This is a genomic window from Streptomyces sp. YPW6 (assembly GCF_018866325.1).
Lineage (GTDB): Bacteria > Actinomycetota > Actinomycetes > Streptomycetales > Streptomycetaceae > Streptomyces.
Map to the genome: position 1 here is coordinate 4,265,799 of NZ_CP076457.1, position 16,108 is coordinate 4,281,906.

A 16,108-nucleotide genomic window follows, 5' to 3' on the forward strand; every position below is an offset into this window, starting at 1 on the left:
CAAGGACACGATCCCCATGACCACCGCCATCCGCGTGATGCTCGTCGACGACCAGGTGCTGCTGCGGACCGGCTTCCGGATGGTGCTCGCCGCCCAGCCCGACATGGAGGTCGTCGCCGAGGCCGGGGACGGGGCGGAGGCGATCGAGATGCTGCGGTCCACCGCCGTCGACGTGGTCCTGATGGACGTCCGCATGCCCCGGCTGGACGGGGTCGAGGCGACCCGCCGGATCTGCGCGCAGCAGGACGCGCCGAAGGTGCTCATCCTGACCACCTTCGACCTCGACGAGTACGCCTTCTCCGGGCTGAAGGCGGGGGCCGGCGGCTTCCTGCTCAAGGACGTGCCGCCCGCCGAACTGCTCGCCGCGATCCGCTCGGTGCACAGCGGCGACGCGGTGGTCGCCCCGTCCACCACCCGCCGGCTGCTCGACCGCTTCTCGCCGATGCTGCCCGGCGGCGAGAAGGAGCCGAAGAACAAGCACATCGGCAAGCTCACCGAGCGCGAACGGGAGGTCATGCTCCTGGTCGCCCAGGGCCTCTCCAACGGGGAGATCGCGGCCCGTCTGGTGCTCTCCGAGGCGACGGTCAAGACGCACGTCGGCCGCATCCTCACCAAGCTGAACCTCCGCGACCGGGTCCAGGTCGTCGTCCTCGCCTACGAGTCCGGCCTGGTCCGAGCGGGCGGCGGCGCGGGCTGAGGGACCGGGGCCCGGGTACCCGCGGCTCAGCGCAGGACGCCCTCCAGGAAGTCGCTGCCGAGCCGCGCGACGACCGTCAGGTCCAGCTGGTGCAGGACGTAGCGGCCGCGGCGGCGCGTGGTGACCAGGCCCGCCTTCTTGAGCACGGAGAGATGGCGGGAGACCTCGGGTGAGGTGATGCCGTTGGAGTCGGCCAGCTCGCCCGTGGTGTACGGGGAGCGGGCCAGGTTGCGGCAGAGCCGCATCCGCATCGGGTGGGCCAGCGCCTCCAGCCGCAGGCGCAGCAGTTCCACGGAGGCGGGCGCCGGCAGGTCGGGCAGATGGACCGGGTAGTGGATCACCGGCCGCCAGCCCGGCGCGTGCAGCACCATCAGATGCGGCCAGCCGAAGCTTGTCGGGATGAGCGTCAGACCGGCGCCGACCTCGGGGTCGGTGGCGGTGGTCCGGGCTTCGGAGAGCTTGTCCACACTGACCCGGGTGCCGCTCGGGTCGAGCGTCACGGCGGGCGACACGGCCCCCATCGCGTCGGCGAGCCCCTTGCGGCGCAGCAACTCCGTCTTGTGCCGGGCGTCGGCGGTCATCTGGACGGAGACCCGGCGCCAGGTGTCGGCGAAGAACGCCTGGTCGCAGTCCTCGAAGAGGCGCCGGATCCAGCCGCGTACGGAGGCGGGGTCGGCCAGCAGCCGCCGGGTGAAGTCCATCTGCTGCGGGCCGCGCGCGGCGGCCAGGTCCAGGGCGCGGTCCCGCATCGCCGCGTCGCCGAGCGGTGACGGCGACCCGGCCCCGTAGTGCCCGGCGCAGGTGAACTCCAGCGCCGCGCCGACGAAGCGCTCGTCGTCCAGCTGGTCCAGCAGGTCCAGGTCCTCGGTCAGGCTCGCTCCGGTCCGCCCGTCGCCGCCCCGGACGCCGGCGAACGGCATGAACACATCGGAGAAGGTGTTCCGCCAGAGGAACTCCGCCTCCAGCATCCGGTCCGCGAGGTCGGGCTCCAGCGCCGCCGCGGTGGCCGTGGCCCACCCGTGCAGCCCGGGGTGGTGCCCCGGCTCGGACAGCGCATGCAGGGCGAGCCCCAGCTCGGCCAGGGGCGAGGTCGCGAAAACGACGCTGTCGGCGGGGAGCCCCGCGATGTCTATGTGCACGCTCACCCCTCCATGGTGGGGGTACGGTCCCGGGCCGACGTTTCGATTGACGGGGCCCGTCAATCGGCGCGCGGGTCCGACGTGAGCCGCCCAGGCTGAAGGCATGGACGCCATCCAGCAGCACCTGCTCGACACCTACCGGGCGGCCCGGCTCTCGGAGCCCGCCCCTCCGCCCCCGGGCCGCCACGACCGCGCGGTCCTGCGCGACCTGTACCGGCACTGGCTGACCCACCCGCCGGTCCACCGCACAGCCGATCCCGGCGTCTCCGGCCCACCGGACGCCGCCAGCCCGTCCGGCGGGTGAGGACGCATGCCGGGGCCGGGGTCGGGGGCGGCGCCGTCCGGGGCCCGCCCGGGACAGGCCCGGTGCGTGCTCGACCCGTTACGCCGTTCGAGGGCGAGCTCCGCGGCCGGGGCGGTACGGACAGGGCCCCGGCGCTTCCCGCCCGTCGGGCGTTCGCGGGCACGGCCGCGAGATCGGGCGGCCCGCACCGGACAGGACCCGGGGGCGGTTCCCGGTCGCCCTACGGCGGACAGGGCCCCGGCGTTTCCCGCCCGTCGGGCGTTCGAGGGCACGGCCCCGGGACCCGATGGCCCGCACCGGTCAGGACCCGGGGGCGGTTCCCGGTCGCCCTACGGCGGACAGGGCCCCGGCGTTTCCCGCCCGTCGGGCGTTCGAGGGCACGGCCCCGGGACCCGGCGGCCCGCACCGGTCAGGGCCCGGGGGGCGGTTCCCGGCGGCCCTACGCGAGATCCCGCACGAATCCCGTGAACCCCGCCACCGCGTCCCGCACGTCCCGCGCCGACCACTCCAGCCCCGCACGCCCCACCGTCACCTCGGTGAACGAGGTCCCGGGCGGCAGCCCCGCCCCGCCCGTCCCCGCGAACCAGCGCCGGAAAAGGGCCACGCCGGTCTCCTCCGCCTGCCGCACCGACGCCTCGTCCAGCACCTCCGTCCCGTACGGCAGCCACACCTGGAACTGATGCGTGTGCGGCGGCTCCGGATACACCCGGAACCACGGCACCCCCGCCGCCGCGAACCCCTCCGCCAGCGCCCCGGCCACCACCTTCGCGTGGGCCACGTACGACGGCAGGCGCGGCAGCTCCCGCTCCAGGCCCAGCAGGGCCGACAGCGCCGCCGGGAACTGCTGGAAGAGCTGGCCCCCGTACCGGTGACGCCACACCCGCGCCTCCTCCACCAGCACCGAAGGCCCCGCCAGCACCGCCCCCGAGAGCCCGTCCAGCGACTTGTAGAAGGACACGTACACGCTGTCCGCGAGGCCCGCGATCTCCGACAGTTCGCGCCCGAGGTGCGGACCGCACTCCCACAGCCGCGCCCCGTCGAAGTGGACGACCGCGTCCCGCTCCCGGGCCGCCTCGACCACCGCCGTCAGCTCCTCCCAGGACGGCAGGACGAATCCGGCGTCCCGCAACGGCAGCTCCAGCATCAGCGTGCCGAACGGCTCCGGGAACCCCCGGACCTCCTCCGCGTCCGGCAGCCTCGGCTCGGTCGTCGGATGCACCGTGCGCAGCCCGCTCACCACCCCCAGCGCCCCGCCCTCGTGCACCTCCGGGTGGGAGAGGGGGTGCAGCGCCACCGTCGCGTTGCCCGTACGCCCCGCCCAGCACCGCAGCGCGACCTGCTGGGCCATCGTCCCGGTCGGGAAGAACGCCGCCGCCTCCATCCCCAGCAGCCCGGCCGTCCGCCGCTCCAGATCGGCGACGACCCCGCCCCCGTACACATCGGTCCCGTCGTCCGGATCGTGTACGGACGGGGTGTCGGCGGCCAGCGCCGCCAGCCGTTCGCCCAGCGTGCCGTCCGCGCCCACCCGGGCCAGCACCCGTCGCGCACCCCGCCACGCGGTCAGCCTGCGCCGCCGCTGCTCCTGCTCATCCATGGTCGCCATGGGACGATCATCACCCGGACCTTCGAGAGCGCGCCCGCGGCTTTCCGTCCCGCCCGGAAAGTTATCCACAGGCTGTGGGCGGTGGCGGGGCTTCCCCGAAACGCTGGCGTAGCATGCAGAGAAGTCGTCCGGTACCCCCCGCGGACTGGAACGGAAGGCCATCGCCGCGTGAACGCATCAGTTTCGAAGGAACCCCTCGACGCGAGGGACCGCCCCGCCCGTCTCACGGTGGGCGTTGTCGGTGCGGGCCGGGTCGGTCCCGCCCTCGCCGCGTCGCTCCAGCTCGCCGGACACCGCCCGGTCGCCGTGTCCGGTGTCTCCGACGCCTCCCGCCGCCGCGCCGCCGCGCTGCTCCCCGACGTGCCGTTGGTGGAGCCGGCCGAGGTGCTGGCCCGCGCCGAGCTGGTGCTCCTGACCGTCCCCGACGACGTGCTGCCCACGCTGGTCGAGGGCCTCGTCGAGACCGGCGCCGTACGGCCGGGCCAGCTGCTCGTCCACACCTCCGGACGGTACGGGGCACGCGTGCTGGACCCCGCGCTGCGGGCCGGGGCGCTGCCTCTCGCGCTGCACCCCGCGATGACGTTCACCGGCACCGCCGTCGACGTCCAGCGGCTCGCGGGCTGCTCCTTCGGCGTCACCGCCCCCGAGGAGCTGCGGCTGGCGGCCGAGGCCCTGGTCATCGAGATGGGCGGCGAGCCCGAGTGGATCGCCGAGGAGGCCCGCCCGCTCTACCACGCGGCCCTCGCGCTGGGCGCGAACCACCTGGTCACGCTGGTCGCCCAGTCGATGGAGCTGCTGTCCACGGCCGGGGTCGCCGCCCCGGACCGGATGCTCGGCCCGCTGCTCGGCGCGGCCCTGGACAACGCTCTGCGTTCCGGCGACGCGGCGCTGACCGGCCCGGTCGCCCGGGGGGACGCGGGCACGGTCGCCGCCCACATCGGCGAGCTGCGCGCCCACGCCCCGCAGGCGGTGGCCGGGTATGTCGCCATGGCTCGCGCCACGGCCGACCGGGCGCTCGCCCACGGCCTGCTCAAGGCCGAGCTGGCCGAGGACCTGCTCGTGGTCCTGGCCGACCAGGAGCGCCGCCCCGGCGGCCCCGGACCGGGGGAGACCCGATGACGCCGCCCACCGGCGGAACCAGCACCGTCCGCACGACCACGGGCGGGACCGCCACCGTCCGCACGACCGCCGCCCGCACGACCGTCGTCCGCCCGGTCACCGTCCGTACGACCGCAGGCGGGACCGCCACCGGCCGCACGACCATCGGCCGGATCAGCACCGTCCGCACGACCACCGGCCGGATCAGCACCGTCCGGACGACCGCCGGCTGCCCGGCACCGGGGGAGACCCGATGACGCGCACCACGCGACCGGCCCTCCTGCGCACCGCCGCCGAGCTGGACGCGCTGCCCCGCCCCGCCGGGGCGGAGCGGGCCGTCGTCATGACGATGGGCGCGCTGCACGACGGCCACGCCACCCTGATCCGCGCGGCCCGCGAAGCGGCAGGCCCCGACGGGCAGGTCGTGGTCACCGTCTTCGTGAACCCGCTCCAGTTCGGCGAGGCCGCCGACCTGGACCGCTATCCGCGCACCCTGGACGCCGACCTGGAGACCGCGGCGGCGGCGGGCGCCGACGCGGTGTTCGCCCCGGGCGTCGACGAGGTCTATCCGGGCGGCGAGCCCCAGGTCCGGATCACCGCGGGCCCCATGGGCGAGCGCCTCGAAGGAGCGTCCCGGCCGGGCCACTTCGACGGGATGCTCACCGTCGTCGCCAAGCTCCTCCACCTCACCCGCCCCGACGAGGCGTTCTACGGGCAGAAGGACGCCCAGCAGCTCGCCCTGATCCGCCGTATGGTCCGGGACCTGAACTTCGGCGTCCGGATCACCGCTGTCCCCACCGTCCGGGACGCGGACGGCCTCGCGCTCTCCAGCCGCAACCGCTTCCTCTCCCCGCAGGAGCGGCACACCGCCCTCGCCCTGCCCCGGGCCCTGTTCGCGGCCCGGGACCGGCTCGCCGCCCAGCAGGCCCTGCACGAGCGGGCCAGGGCCACCGCGCCCGGCGGCGACCGGGCCGCCGGGCTCAACAGGCTCGGCGAGGCGAGGGCCGCCGCCGACGCCCAGGCCGTGGCGCTGGTCCGGCCGGGCGGGGCGCCCGCGGCCGTCCGCGCGGCCGCCCGGACGGTCCTGGACGAGGCCGCAGCCCGGAACCGCGTTCCGCTCGCCCTGGACTACCTGGCCCTGGTGGATCCGGCGGACTTCACCGAGATCCCGGACGACCGCGAGAGCGGCGAGGCGATCCTCGCCGTCGCGGCCCGGGTCGGGAACACCCGCCTCATCGACAACATCCCCCTCACCTTCGGAGCCCTGACGTGACCGGAATACGGCTGACCGCCCCCGCCCCCGGCTGGGCCATCGACGCGGACGTCGTGGTGGTCGGCTCCGGTGTCGCCGGGCTCACCGCCGCCCTGCGCTGCGCCGCCGCCGGCCTGGACACCGTCGTCGTCACCAAGGCCCGCCTGGACGACGGCTCGACCCGCTGGGCCCAGGGCGGTATCGCCGCGGCGCTCGGCGAGGGCGACACCCCCGAGCAGCACCTCGACGACACCCTCGTCGCGGGCGCGGGCCTCTGCGACGAGGAGGCCGTGCGCACCCTGGTCACCGAGGGCCCCGACGCCGTACGCCGGCTGATCACCACCGGCGCCCACTTCGACACCACCGACAGCGGTGACATCGCGCTGACCCGCGAGGGCGGCCACCACCGCCGCCGCATCGCCCACGCGGGCGGCGACGCGACCGGCGCGGAGATCTCCCGCGCCCTGGTCGAGGCGGTCCGCGAGGCCGCCCTGCACACCATCGAGAACGCACTCGTCCTGGACCTGCTCACGGACGCCGAAGGCCGTACGGCGGGCGTCTCGCTGCACGTCATGGGCGAGGGGCAGCACGACGGCGTCGGCGCGGTCCGGGCTCCCTCGGTAGTCCTCGCCACCGGCGGCATGGGCCAGGTCTTCTCCGCCACCACCAACCCCTCCGTCTCCACCGGGGACGGGGTCGCGCTCGCGCTGCGGGCCGGGGCGGAGGTCTCCGACCTGGAGTTCGTCCAGTTCCACCCCACGGTTCTCTTCCTCGGCGCGGACTCCGAGGGGCAGCAGCCGCTGGTCTCCGAAGCCGTACGGGGCGAGGGCGCGCATCTCGTCGACGCCGACGGCGTCCGCTTCATGCTCGGGCAGCACGAGCTGGCCGAGCTGGCGCCGCGCGACATCGTCGCCAAGGGCATCACCCGCCGGATGCACGAGAAGGGCGCCGAGCACATGTATCTCGACGCCCGGCACTTCGGGGCGGCCATGTGGGAGCAGCGCTTCCCCACCATCCTGGCCGCCTGCCGGGTCCACGGCATCGACCCGGTGACCGAGCCGATCCCGGTCGCCCCCGCCGCGCACTACGCCTCCGGCGGCGTCCGCACCGACCTGCGGGGCCGCACCACCGTCCCCGGCCTGTACGCCTGCGGCGAGGTCGCCTGCACCGGAGTGCACGGGGCCAACCGCCTCGCGTCCAACTCCCTGCTGGAGGGACTGGTCTTCGCCGAGCGCATCGCCGCCGACATCGCCGAGGTCCGCCCGCCCCGCACCCCGCCGGCCGAAGCCTCCCGCGACGCGGACGACCTGACCCCGCTGCTGGCCCCCGAGGCCCGTACGGCGATCCAGCGCACGATGACCCGGGGCGCCGGGGTCCTGCGCTCCGCCGGTTCCCTGGCCACCGCGGCCGGGGAGCTGGAGGCCCTGCACCGCGAGGCCGCCGCCGACGCGGAGGCGGACGGGGCGAAGACGGTCGTCCCCGGGGTCGACGCCTGGGAGGTCACCAACCTGCTCCTGGTCTCCCGGGTCCTGGTCGCCGCGGCCCGGGAACGCGAGGAGACCCGCGGCTGCCACTGGCGCGAGGACCGGCCCGACCGCGACGACGCCCACGGCCGCCGCCACCTGGTCGTCCGCATCGGCCCGGACCGCACCCCGGTCGTGAACCGCACGCAGACCGCCGCATTCCCGCCCGTACGCCCGTCGGATTGAGCAGACTGCTGGGAGCAACCGCTCCGCCGCACCCCCGGAGCAGCACCAGCACCAGCAGCCCACCCGGCACCGGCCGGACCGGCACCACCCGAAGCACCAGCCACACCCCGCACCACCCGCCACGCCCCCGAGGAGCCGACACCGTGAGCACGCCCGAAGAGAATCCGCGCCCCACTCCCGTGGACGTACCGCTGATCAGCGTCGGCACGCCCGCATCGTCCGCACCGGCGGAAGGCGGCTGCGGCGACAACTGCGGCTGCGGCGGCGCGGAGGGGTTCGACCTCGACGCCCTGGAGTGCGGCCTCGACCCCGCGCTCGCCCTGCTGCTGGCCGAGGCGGGGCTCGACCCCGTCCAGGTCGAGGACGTCGCGCACGTGGCGATCGAGGAGGACCTCGACGGCGGCGTGGACGTCACGACCGTGGCGACCGTCCCCGAGGACGCCGTGGTCACCGGTGACTTCACCGCCCGCGAGGCCGGCGTGGTCGCCGGGCTCCGGATCGCCGAGGCCGTCCTGTCGATCGTCTGCACCGAGGCGTTCGAGGTCGAGCGGCACGTCGAGGACGGCGACCGGATCGTCCCCGGCCAGCGGCTGCTGACCGTCACCACGCGTACCCGCGACCTGCTGACCGGCGAGCGCAGCGCGCTGAACCTGCTCTGCCGCCTCTCGGGCATCGCGACCGCCACCCGCGCCTGGGCGGACGTGCTGGAGGGCTCCGGGGCCAGGGTCCGCGACACCCGCAAGACGACGGCGGGGCTGCGCGCGCTGGAGAAGTACGCGGTGCGCTGCGGCGGCGGCGTCAACCACCGGATGTCGCTCTCCGACGCGGCCCTCGTCAAGGACAACCACGTGATCGCGGCGGGAGGCGTGGCGGAGGCGTTCCTGCGCGTGCGCTCCGCGTTCCCGGAGCTGCCCATCGAGGTCGAGGTCGACACCCTGGAGCAGGTCCGCGAGGTGCTGGACGCGGGAGTCGACCTGATCCTGCTGGACAACTTCACCCCGGCCGAGACCGCCGAGGCGGTCGCCCTGGTCGACGGCCGGGCGGTCCTGGAGTCCTCCGGCCGCCTCACCCTCGACTCGGCCCGTGCCTACGCCGACGCCGGAGTCGACTATCTGGCGGTCGGCGCGCTCACCCACTCCTCGCCGATCCTCGACATCGGCCTGGACTTCCGCGACGCGGACGCGTCGGCCTCCGCCGGGGACGGGGCCGGGGTCTGATGCTGCTCACCATCGACGTCGGCAACACGCACACGGTCCTCGGTCTCTTCGACGGCGAGGAGATCGTCGAGCACTGGCGGATCTCCACCGACGCCCGCCGCACCGCGGACGAGCTGGCCGTCCTGCTCCAGGGGCTCATGGGCATGCACCCGCTGCTCGGCGTGGAGCTGGGCGACGGCATCGAGGGCATCGCGATCTGTGCCACCGTCCCCTCGGTCCTGCACGAGCTGCGCGAGGTCACCCGCCGGTACTACGGCGACGTCCCCGCCGTGCTGGTCGAGCCCGGGGTCAAGACGGGCGTGCCGATCCTGATGGACAACCCCAAGGAGGTCGGCGCGGACCGCATCATCAACGCGGTCGCCGCCGTCGAGCTGTACGGGGGCCCTGCGATCGTCGTCGACTTCGGCACCGCCACCACCTTCGACGCGGTCTCCTCGCGCGGCGAGTACGCGGGCGGGGTGATCGCCCCCGGGATCGAGATCTCGGTCGAGGCGCTCGGTGTCCGGGGCGCCCAGCTCCGCAAGATCGAGCTGGCCAGGCCGCGCAGCGTGATCGGCAAGAACACCGTCGAGGCCATGCAGTCCGGCATCATCTACGGCTTCGCGGGCCAGGTCGACGGCGTGGTGGCCCGGATGAAGAAGGAGCTGGCCGCCGACCCGGACGACGTCACCGTCATCGCGACGGGCGGCCTTGCTCCGATGGTGTTGGGGGAGTCCTCGGTCATCGACGAGCACGAGCCGTGGCTGACGCTCATCGGGCTGCGCCTGGTGTACGAGCGGAACGTGTCCCGCGCGTAGGGGCGGCCGCGGGGCCCCGGCGTACCTGCGGGAACGGCCGGGGGCGGGGCCACCGGTCCGTTCCGCGACGCCGCGCCACCGACGACCAGTTAAACGGATTTTGTCCATTTAGCACGTATTGTCGCGTCATGCCCACGCCCTACGGTTCACGAGGCGGCATGGCGTTCAGCGCGGACGAGCTGCGGGTGCTCCGACGTGCCCTCGCCATCGCCCTCCACCCCACGCCCCTGTCCGACGAGGACGTCCAGGACTGCCTGCGGCTCGCGGGCTCCGTGGACGAGGCGGTCGGCGAGGCGGGTCGGCTGCGGGCCTTCCTGCTCGCCGATCTCGCCCGCTACCGCAACGCCCTTCCCGGCTCCGCCGCCGGCTATCTGGAGCTGCTCCAGGACGCCCTGGCGGCCGGTTACGACCCCCGCCCGGACGACCTGGCCGCCCTGCGGGCCCTGCGCGGGGGCCCGCTCGCGGCGGCCCTCCTGGAGCGCTGCCAGGTGCTCGCCGAGCGCTCCGTGCGGGCCCGGCTCGCCGGCCGTTCCGCCGGGTCCGCGGCCCCGGCCCCCGCAGCCGGCTGCTCGCCCTGCCCGGCGGCCGTGCCGCCGCCCGGGAGCCGGAACGGCCCGCGAACCCGGCGGCGCCGAGCGGCCCGCGGAAGCCCGGCGACCGCCCCATGCCCAAGCCTTCCGAGGTCTTCCCGCCGCGCCGGCGGCCCGCACCGCCCCCGTCCGAGGAGCGGGCGGCCGGCTGACTCCCGGCACTCTCCGACGCGGCGGCCCGCACCGGGAGGCCGCCGCGTCCGGCCGCCCGGGGCTCGCTACTCTGGACGGCATGGACTACGTATCCGCGCTCGTGCCCCCCGTGGTGATGGCCGTCTTCTTCGTCTCCCTGATCGTGATCATCGTCAAGAGCCAGGGTGGTCCGAACAAGGCCAAGGAGGACGACGCGGTGGACGCGGCGATCGCCCGCGCGGAATCCGCAAAGCAGACCGCTCGTCCGGAGAATGTCTGACCGCGGAGCGGCTCCGCCCGCCCCGCTGCCTTCCCGGCGCGCGTCCCCGGCGCACGGCTCGAGAGAGCCGTGCGCTTTTTGCTGCGCCAAGAGCGGAACATTCGGGACATCTAGCACTAAAGTGATCGCGTGCCCCGTCAATTGGGAGACCTCGAAGACGCCGTGATGACGCGTGTCTGGCAATGGAACCGACCGGTCACGGTGCGGGAAGTCCTTGAGGACCTTCAGCAGGAACGGTCCATCGCCTACACGACCGTGATGACGGTAATGGACAATCTCCATCAGAAGGGCTGGGTCCGCAGGGAAGTCGACGGCCGCGCCTATCGATATACGGCCGTCTCCACCAGGGCCGCCTACTCGGCCGCACTGATGAACGAAGCCTGGTCACAGAGCGACAACCCCGCCGCAGCGCTTGTCGCCTTCTTCGGCATGATGTCCGCCGAGCAGCGCGAAGCCCTGCAGGACGCCGTTCGTATGGTTTCCCCCAATCTCGCGGAAACCGCCCCCGGCCCGCCTGCCGAAACTGCCCCGGGCAACCCCGCGGAACCGGCCGCAGGCGCCGCCGGAGATGGCGCCCCGGCCGATGGCGCGACGCCGGAGAGCGGGCGATAGCGTCGGGGCATGTCCTCAGAGCAGCCGCAAAGCGATCCCGATACCGAACTCCATACCGACCCGTCGGTAAATAAGCCCGCCATCACCGTCCGGCGAGCCAGGACGAGTGATGTCGGGGCGGTTCGACGACTCCTCGACGGGTACGTCTCCGGGGGCATCCTGCTCGACAAAGCGACCGTCACCCTTTACGAGGACATCCAGGAGTTCTGGGTCGCGGAACGCGACGAGGACGCGACCGTCATCGGCTGCGGCGCACTTCATGTCATGTGGGAAGACCTGGCGGAAGTGCGGACCCTCGCCGTCGACCCCCGCATGAAGGGGGCGGGAGTCGGGCATGACGTGCTGGAGAAGCTCTTGCAGACCGCGCGATGGCTCGGTGTCCGCAGGGTTTTCTGTCTCACCTTCGAAGTGGACTTCTTCGCCAAGCACGGCTTCGTCGAGATCGGGGAGACGCCTGTCGACACCGATGTCTACAGTGAGCTGCTGCGTTCCTACGACGAGGGCGTCGCGGAGTTCCTGGGCCTCGAACGAGTGAAGCCGAACACCTTGGGCAACAGCCGGATGCTTCTGCACCTGTGATCGACAGAAGGTCCTGCCTCCCTATGTCCGAATCGCGTACGTTTCCCGTCTTCCCGGGCTGCTGAACCTCTCCGGAGGGTTTGTGTTTTCCCGGGAAAAGCGGTTTCCTTTCCGCGTACTCCATTTTCGATGAAAGGAAATCCCGTGGCACAGAAGGTTCAGGTCCTTCTTGTCGATGACCTCGACGGTGTCGAGGCCGACGAGACCGTCACGTTCGCCCTCGACGGCAAGACGTACGAGATCGACCTCACCACGGCCAACGCGGACAAGCTTCGCGGCCTTCTCGAGCCCTACACCAAGGGTGGACGTCGCACCGGCGGCCGTGCCGCCACGGGCCGCGGCAAGGGCCGCGCCGCCGCCGGCGGTAACAAGGACACCGCGGAAATCCGCCGGTGGGCCCGGGAGAACGGCCACAATGTGAATGACCGCGGCCGCGTTCCCGCCGAGATCCGCGAGGCTTACGAGAAGGCCAACGGCTGACCTGCCCCACCTCTTGTCAGCACCCCTGTCGGCACGCCGGTGCGGGCGTGCGACAACCGGACCCGATGGCATTCCGTGGCCGCCGCGTCCACCAGGCGTACGAGATCGGGGGCATCCCCACCGCTGCTCCCGAAGCCCGCGAGGGCCGGCAGCGCCGGGCCGGGCGTCTGCCTCGGCTCTGGGGGCCGCAGCCATACAGCGGCCCCCGTCGAGCCCTCCGTCGATCCCTCCGGGCAGCCCGGGAGGGGCGGGGCCGTGACCCGGCCCCCCGCGCCCACGGCGGTCAGGTCCGGAGCGAGAGGGCCCCACTCCAGCCAGTCGAGCAGCCCCGGCAGCTCGTCGGCGCCGCCCGCGGCGACCAGCAGTCCCATCCGCATACCGGACAGCAGCACCGGGCCGGTGCGCACACCGCGCCGCAGCACGGCGTGACCGGCCTCGGCGGGCACCTCCAGCACGTCGAAGGACTCTCCGGTGAGCAGGTGCAGCGGACCCCGCCCCGCGGTGGCCCAGCCCAGCTCCCGCGCGTACCGCAGGGCGAGTGCGGCGTCGGCGGAACCCGGAGCGGCATCGGGCGACGATCGGGGCTGCGGGACGGTGCGCGTCATGTCCGATGAACCGCCGAACCACCCCCGGAGTTACGCACGGTCCGCGCTCCGTCACGCCACGTTGCGGCGGAGGGGGCGCTCGGGAGCGTTCGGCGGCGCAAGGATGTTCGCCCGTAGCGGAGGGAACCGGGGTGCGCCGCATGGACTGTCCGTGATTGCGGGTAAGACTTTCCTAGTGGGAAGGGGCGACACGCTGGCCGAGACGTCTCACGTTCGCCATCGGCGTACTGGCGAAAGGGGTATCTGCCTGGCCTGCGGGAACATCGTCTCGCACCATCGGGTTGGAGCAGTTGTCAGCTGTTCGGCAGTAAGAATCCCCGCCCGGCGCGGGGTGATCCGGACGGATGTCGGCAGTTGGAATGAGCTGTCCCGTCCTGCGGGACTAGCATGCGGAAGGACTGGGAGGGGACCGACCCCTCACTGACCGACCGCTCTGAGGAGCGATTAACGATGTTCGAGAGGTTCACCGACCGCGCGCGGCGGGTTGTCGTCCTGGCTCAGGAAGAAGCCCGGATGCTCAACCACAACTACATCGGCACCGAGCACATCCTCCTGGGCCTGATCCACGAGGGTGAGGGTGTCGCCGCTAAGGCCCTGGAGAGCCTCGGGATTTCGCTCGAGGCGGTCCGCCAGCAGGTGGAGGAGATCATCGGGCAGGGGCAGCAGGCTCCGTCCGGGCACATCCCCTTCACCCCGCGAGCCAAGAAGGTCCTGGAGCTGTCGCTCCGCGAGGCCCTTCAGCTGGGCCACAACTACATCGGCACCGAGCACATCCTGCTCGGCCTGATCCGCGAGGGCGAGGGCGTCGCCGCCCAGGTCCTCGTGAAGCTGGGCGCCGACCTGAACCGGGTCCGGCAGCAGGTCATCCAGCTGCTTTCCGGTTACTCGGGCGGCAAGGAGACGGCGGCCGCGGGCGGCCCCGCCGAGGGCACGCCCTCCACGTCCCTGGTGCTCGACCAGTTCGGCCGGAATCTCACCCAGGCCGCTCGTGAGTCCAAGCTCGACCCGGTCATCGGGCGCGAGAAGGAGATCGAGCGGGTCATGCAGGTGCTGTCCCGCCGGACGAAGAACAACCCCGTCCTCATCGGCGAGCCCGGTGTCGGCAAGACGGCGGTCGTCGAGGGCCTGGCCCAGGCGATCGTCAAGGGCGAGGTGCCCGAGACCCTCAAGGACAAGCACCTCTACACCCTGGACCTCGGCGCCCTCGTCGCCGGTTCGCGGTACCGGGGTGACTTCGAGGAGCGCCTGAAGAAGGTCCTCAAGGAGATCCGCACCCGCGGCGACATCATCCTGTTCATCGACGAGCTCCACACGCTGGTCGGTGCGGGTGCCGCGGAGGGCGCCATCGACGCGGCTTCGATCCTGAAGCCCATGCTGGCGCGCGGTGAGCTCCAGACCATCGGCGCCACCACGCTCGACGAGTACCGCAAGCACCTGGAGAAGGACGCCGCTCTCGAGCGCCGCTTCCAGCCCATCCAGGTCGCGGAGCCGTCGCTGCCGCACACCATCGAGATCCTGAAGGGTCTGCGCGACCGCTACGAGGCCCACCACCGGGTCTCCATCACGGACGAGGCGCTCGTCCAGGCCGCGACCCTGGCCGACCGGTACATCTCGGACCGCTTCCTGCCGGACAAGGCGATCGACCTGATCGACGAGGCCGGTTCCCGGATGCGCATCCGCCGGATGACCGCGCCGCCGGACCTCCGCGAGTTCGACGAGAAGATCGCGGGCGTCCGCCGCGACAAGGAGTCGGCCATCGACTCCCAGGACTTCGAGAAGGCGGCTTCCCTCCGTGACAAGGAGAAGCAGCTGCTGGCGGCGAAGGCCAAGCGGGAGAAGGAGTGGAAGGCCGGCGACATGGACGTCGTCGCCGAGGTCGACGGCGAGCTGATCGCCGAAGTCCTGGCCACCGCCACCGGTATCCCGGTCTTCAAGCTGACGGAGGAGGAGTCCTCCCGTCTGCTGCGCATGGAGGACGAGCTCCACAAGCGCGTCATCGGCCAGAAGGACGCCATCAAGGCCCTCTCGCAGGCGATCCGCCGTACGCGAGCCGGCCTGAAGGACCCGAAGCGCCCCGGTGGCTCGTTCATCTTCGCCGGCCCGTCCGGTGTCGGTAAGACGGAGCTGTCCAAGACGCTCGCCGAATTCCTCTTCGGCGACGAGGACGCGCTGATCTCCCTCGACATGTCGGAGTTCAGCGAGAAGCACACGGTGTCGCGTCTCTTCGGTTCGCCCCCCGGATACGTGGGCTACGAGGAGGGCGGCCAGCTCACCGAGAAGGTGCGCCGCAAGCCGTTCTCCGTCGTCCTCTTCGACGAGGTCGAGAAGGCCCACCCCGATATCTTCAACTCCCTGCTCCAGATTCTGGAGGACGGTCGCCTGACCGACTCCCAGGGCCGGGTCGTGGACTTCAAGAACACGGTCATCATCATGACGACCAACCTCGGGACCCGGGACATCTCCAAGGGCTTCAACCTGGGCTTCGCCGCCCAGGGTGACGTCAAGACCAACTACGAGCGCATGAAGGTCAAGGTCAACGAAGAGCTCAAGCAGCACTTCCGGCCGGAATTCCTCAACCGTGTCGACGACACGGTGGTCTTCCACCAGCTGACCGAGGAAGACATCATCGAGATCGTCGACCTCATGCTCGCCAAGGTCGACGAGCGTCTCAAGGACCGCGACATGGGCATCGAGCTCAGCGGCGAGGCCAAGACGCTGCTCGCGAAGAAGGGCTACGACCCCGTGATGGGCGCCCGGCCGCTGCGCCGGACGATCCAGCGGCAGATCGAGGACGTGCTCTCCGAGAAGATCCTCTTCGGAGAGCTGCGCCCCGGTCACATCGTGGTCGTCGGCACGGAGGGCGAGGGTGACGACAAGACGTTCACCTTCCGCGGCGAGGAGAAGTCGGCTCTGCCCGACGTCCCCCCGATCGAGCAGGCGGCAGGCGGCGCCGGCCCGAACCTCACGAAGGACGCGTGACGCGCGGGTAGTGCACCACTGAGGGGCTGCCCCGG

General features: G+C 72.6%; 16 protein-coding genes and 1 pseudogene. 14 read left to right on the forward strand and 3 right to left on the reverse strand.

What is annotated here, in order from left to right:
• The first annotated feature begins 16 nt into the window (after positions 1-16).
• On the forward strand, positions 17-697 hold the full coding sequence (locus tag KME66_RS18955; protein ID WP_216323994.1) for a response regulator transcription factor: 681 nt from the start codon (positions 17-19) through the stop codon (positions 695-697).
• 26 nt (positions 698-723) lie between these two features.
• Here KME66_RS18955 and KME66_RS18960 read toward each other — a convergent pair whose 3' ends face one another.
• Positions 724-1,836, reverse strand: a complete 1,113-nt coding sequence (locus tag KME66_RS18960; protein ID WP_216329459.1) for a helix-turn-helix domain-containing protein — start codon at positions 1,834-1,836, stop codon at positions 724-726.
• Between the two features lie 103 nt (positions 1,837-1,939).
• On the opposite strand from KME66_RS18960, the gene KME66_RS18965 reads away from it, so the two are divergent.
• Positions 1,940-2,140 (forward strand): hypothetical protein, encoded by a 201-nt coding sequence (locus KME66_RS18965; RefSeq protein ID WP_073225780.1) that lies wholly within the window; start codon positions 1,940-1,942, stop codon positions 2,138-2,140.
• Between the two features lie 439 nt (positions 2,141-2,579).
• Here KME66_RS18965 and KME66_RS18970 read toward each other — a convergent pair whose 3' ends face one another.
• Positions 2,580-3,743: a low specificity L-threonine aldolase gene (locus tag KME66_RS18970; RefSeq protein ID WP_216323997.1), complete on the reverse strand. Its 1,164-nt coding sequence runs from the start codon at positions 3,741-3,743 to the stop codon at positions 2,580-2,582.
• Between the two features lie 168 nt (positions 3,744-3,911).
• On the opposite strand from KME66_RS18970, the gene KME66_RS18975 reads away from it, so the two are divergent.
• The 11 genes and pseudogenes from KME66_RS18975 (at position 3,912) to KME66_RS19025 (ending at position 12,489) form a co-directional block, all read left to right on the forward strand.
• Positions 3,912-4,862: a Rossmann-like and DUF2520 domain-containing protein gene (locus tag KME66_RS18975; protein ID WP_073225776.1), complete on the forward strand. Its 951-nt coding sequence runs from the start codon at positions 3,912-3,914 to the stop codon at positions 4,860-4,862.
• Positions 4,859-5,098: a hypothetical protein gene (locus KME66_RS18980; RefSeq protein ID WP_216324000.1), complete on the forward strand. Its 240-nt coding sequence runs from the start codon at positions 4,859-4,861 to the stop codon at positions 5,096-5,098. Before KME66_RS18975 ends, KME66_RS18980 begins: the two co-directional genes overlap by 4 nt.
• A complete protein-coding gene (panC, locus tag KME66_RS18985) occupies positions 5,095-6,114 on the forward strand; it encodes a pantoate--beta-alanine ligase (RefSeq protein ID WP_216324003.1) in 1,020 nt (339 codons plus the stop codon). Before KME66_RS18980 ends, panC begins: the two co-directional genes overlap by 4 nt.
• On the forward strand, positions 6,111-7,802 hold the full coding sequence (locus KME66_RS18990) for an L-aspartate oxidase (RefSeq protein WP_216324006.1): 1,692 nt from the start codon (positions 6,111-6,113) through the stop codon (positions 7,800-7,802). The genes panC and KME66_RS18990 overlap by 4 nt, the downstream gene beginning before the upstream one ends.
• Positions 7,803-7,981: 179 nt before the next feature.
• A complete protein-coding gene (gene nadC / locus KME66_RS18995) occupies positions 7,982-9,019 on the forward strand; it encodes a carboxylating nicotinate-nucleotide diphosphorylase (RefSeq protein WP_178379115.1) in 1,038 nt (345 codons plus the stop codon).
• The gene (locus KME66_RS19000; protein WP_073225764.1) at positions 9,019-9,816 is read left to right on the forward strand and encodes a type III pantothenate kinase; all 798 of its coding nucleotides are present in this window, start codon (positions 9,019-9,021) and stop codon (positions 9,814-9,816) included. Before nadC ends, KME66_RS19000 begins: the two co-directional genes overlap by 1 nt.
• Positions 9,817-9,974: 158 nt before the next feature.
• Positions 9,975-10,558 (forward strand): annotated as a pseudogene (locus KME66_RS34000) (hypothetical protein).
• Between the two features lie 80 nt (positions 10,559-10,638).
• Positions 10,639-10,818 carry a hypothetical protein gene (locus KME66_RS19010; RefSeq protein WP_073225760.1) on the forward strand — a complete coding sequence of 60 codons (180 nt, stop codon included), beginning with the start codon at positions 10,639-10,641 and terminating at the stop codon, positions 10,816-10,818.
• Between the two features lie 129 nt (positions 10,819-10,947).
• Positions 10,948-11,430 (forward strand): BlaI/MecI/CopY family transcriptional regulator, encoded by a 483-nt coding sequence (locus KME66_RS19015; RefSeq protein WP_216324010.1) that lies wholly within the window; start codon positions 10,948-10,950, stop codon positions 11,428-11,430.
• A 9-nt stretch (positions 11,431-11,439) separates the two neighbouring features.
• Positions 11,440-12,009 carry an amino-acid N-acetyltransferase gene (locus tag KME66_RS19020; protein WP_073225756.1) on the forward strand — a complete coding sequence of 190 codons (570 nt, stop codon included), beginning with the start codon at positions 11,440-11,442 and terminating at the stop codon, positions 12,007-12,009.
• A gap of 144 nt (positions 12,010-12,153) precedes the next feature.
• On the forward strand, positions 12,154-12,489 hold the full coding sequence (locus tag KME66_RS19025) for an Lsr2 family protein (RefSeq protein WP_006125504.1): 336 nt from the start codon (positions 12,154-12,156) through the stop codon (positions 12,487-12,489).
• On the opposite strand, the gene KME66_RS19030 is transcribed toward KME66_RS19025, so the two are convergent.
• Positions 12,468-13,094, reverse strand: coding sequence for an SCO3374 family protein (locus tag KME66_RS19030; RefSeq protein ID WP_216324012.1), 627 nt, complete (start codon positions 13,092-13,094; stop codon positions 12,468-12,470). The genes KME66_RS19025 and KME66_RS19030 overlap by 22 nt on opposite strands.
• 450 nt (positions 13,095-13,544) lie before the next feature.
• Here KME66_RS19030 and KME66_RS19035 point away from each other — a divergent pair, with 450 nt between their 5' ends.
• Complete coding sequence (locus KME66_RS19035; protein WP_073225751.1) at positions 13,545-16,073, forward strand: ATP-dependent Clp protease ATP-binding subunit; 2,529 nt, start codon at positions 13,545-13,547, stop codon at positions 16,071-16,073.
• Positions 16,074-16,108: the final 35 nt, after the last annotated feature.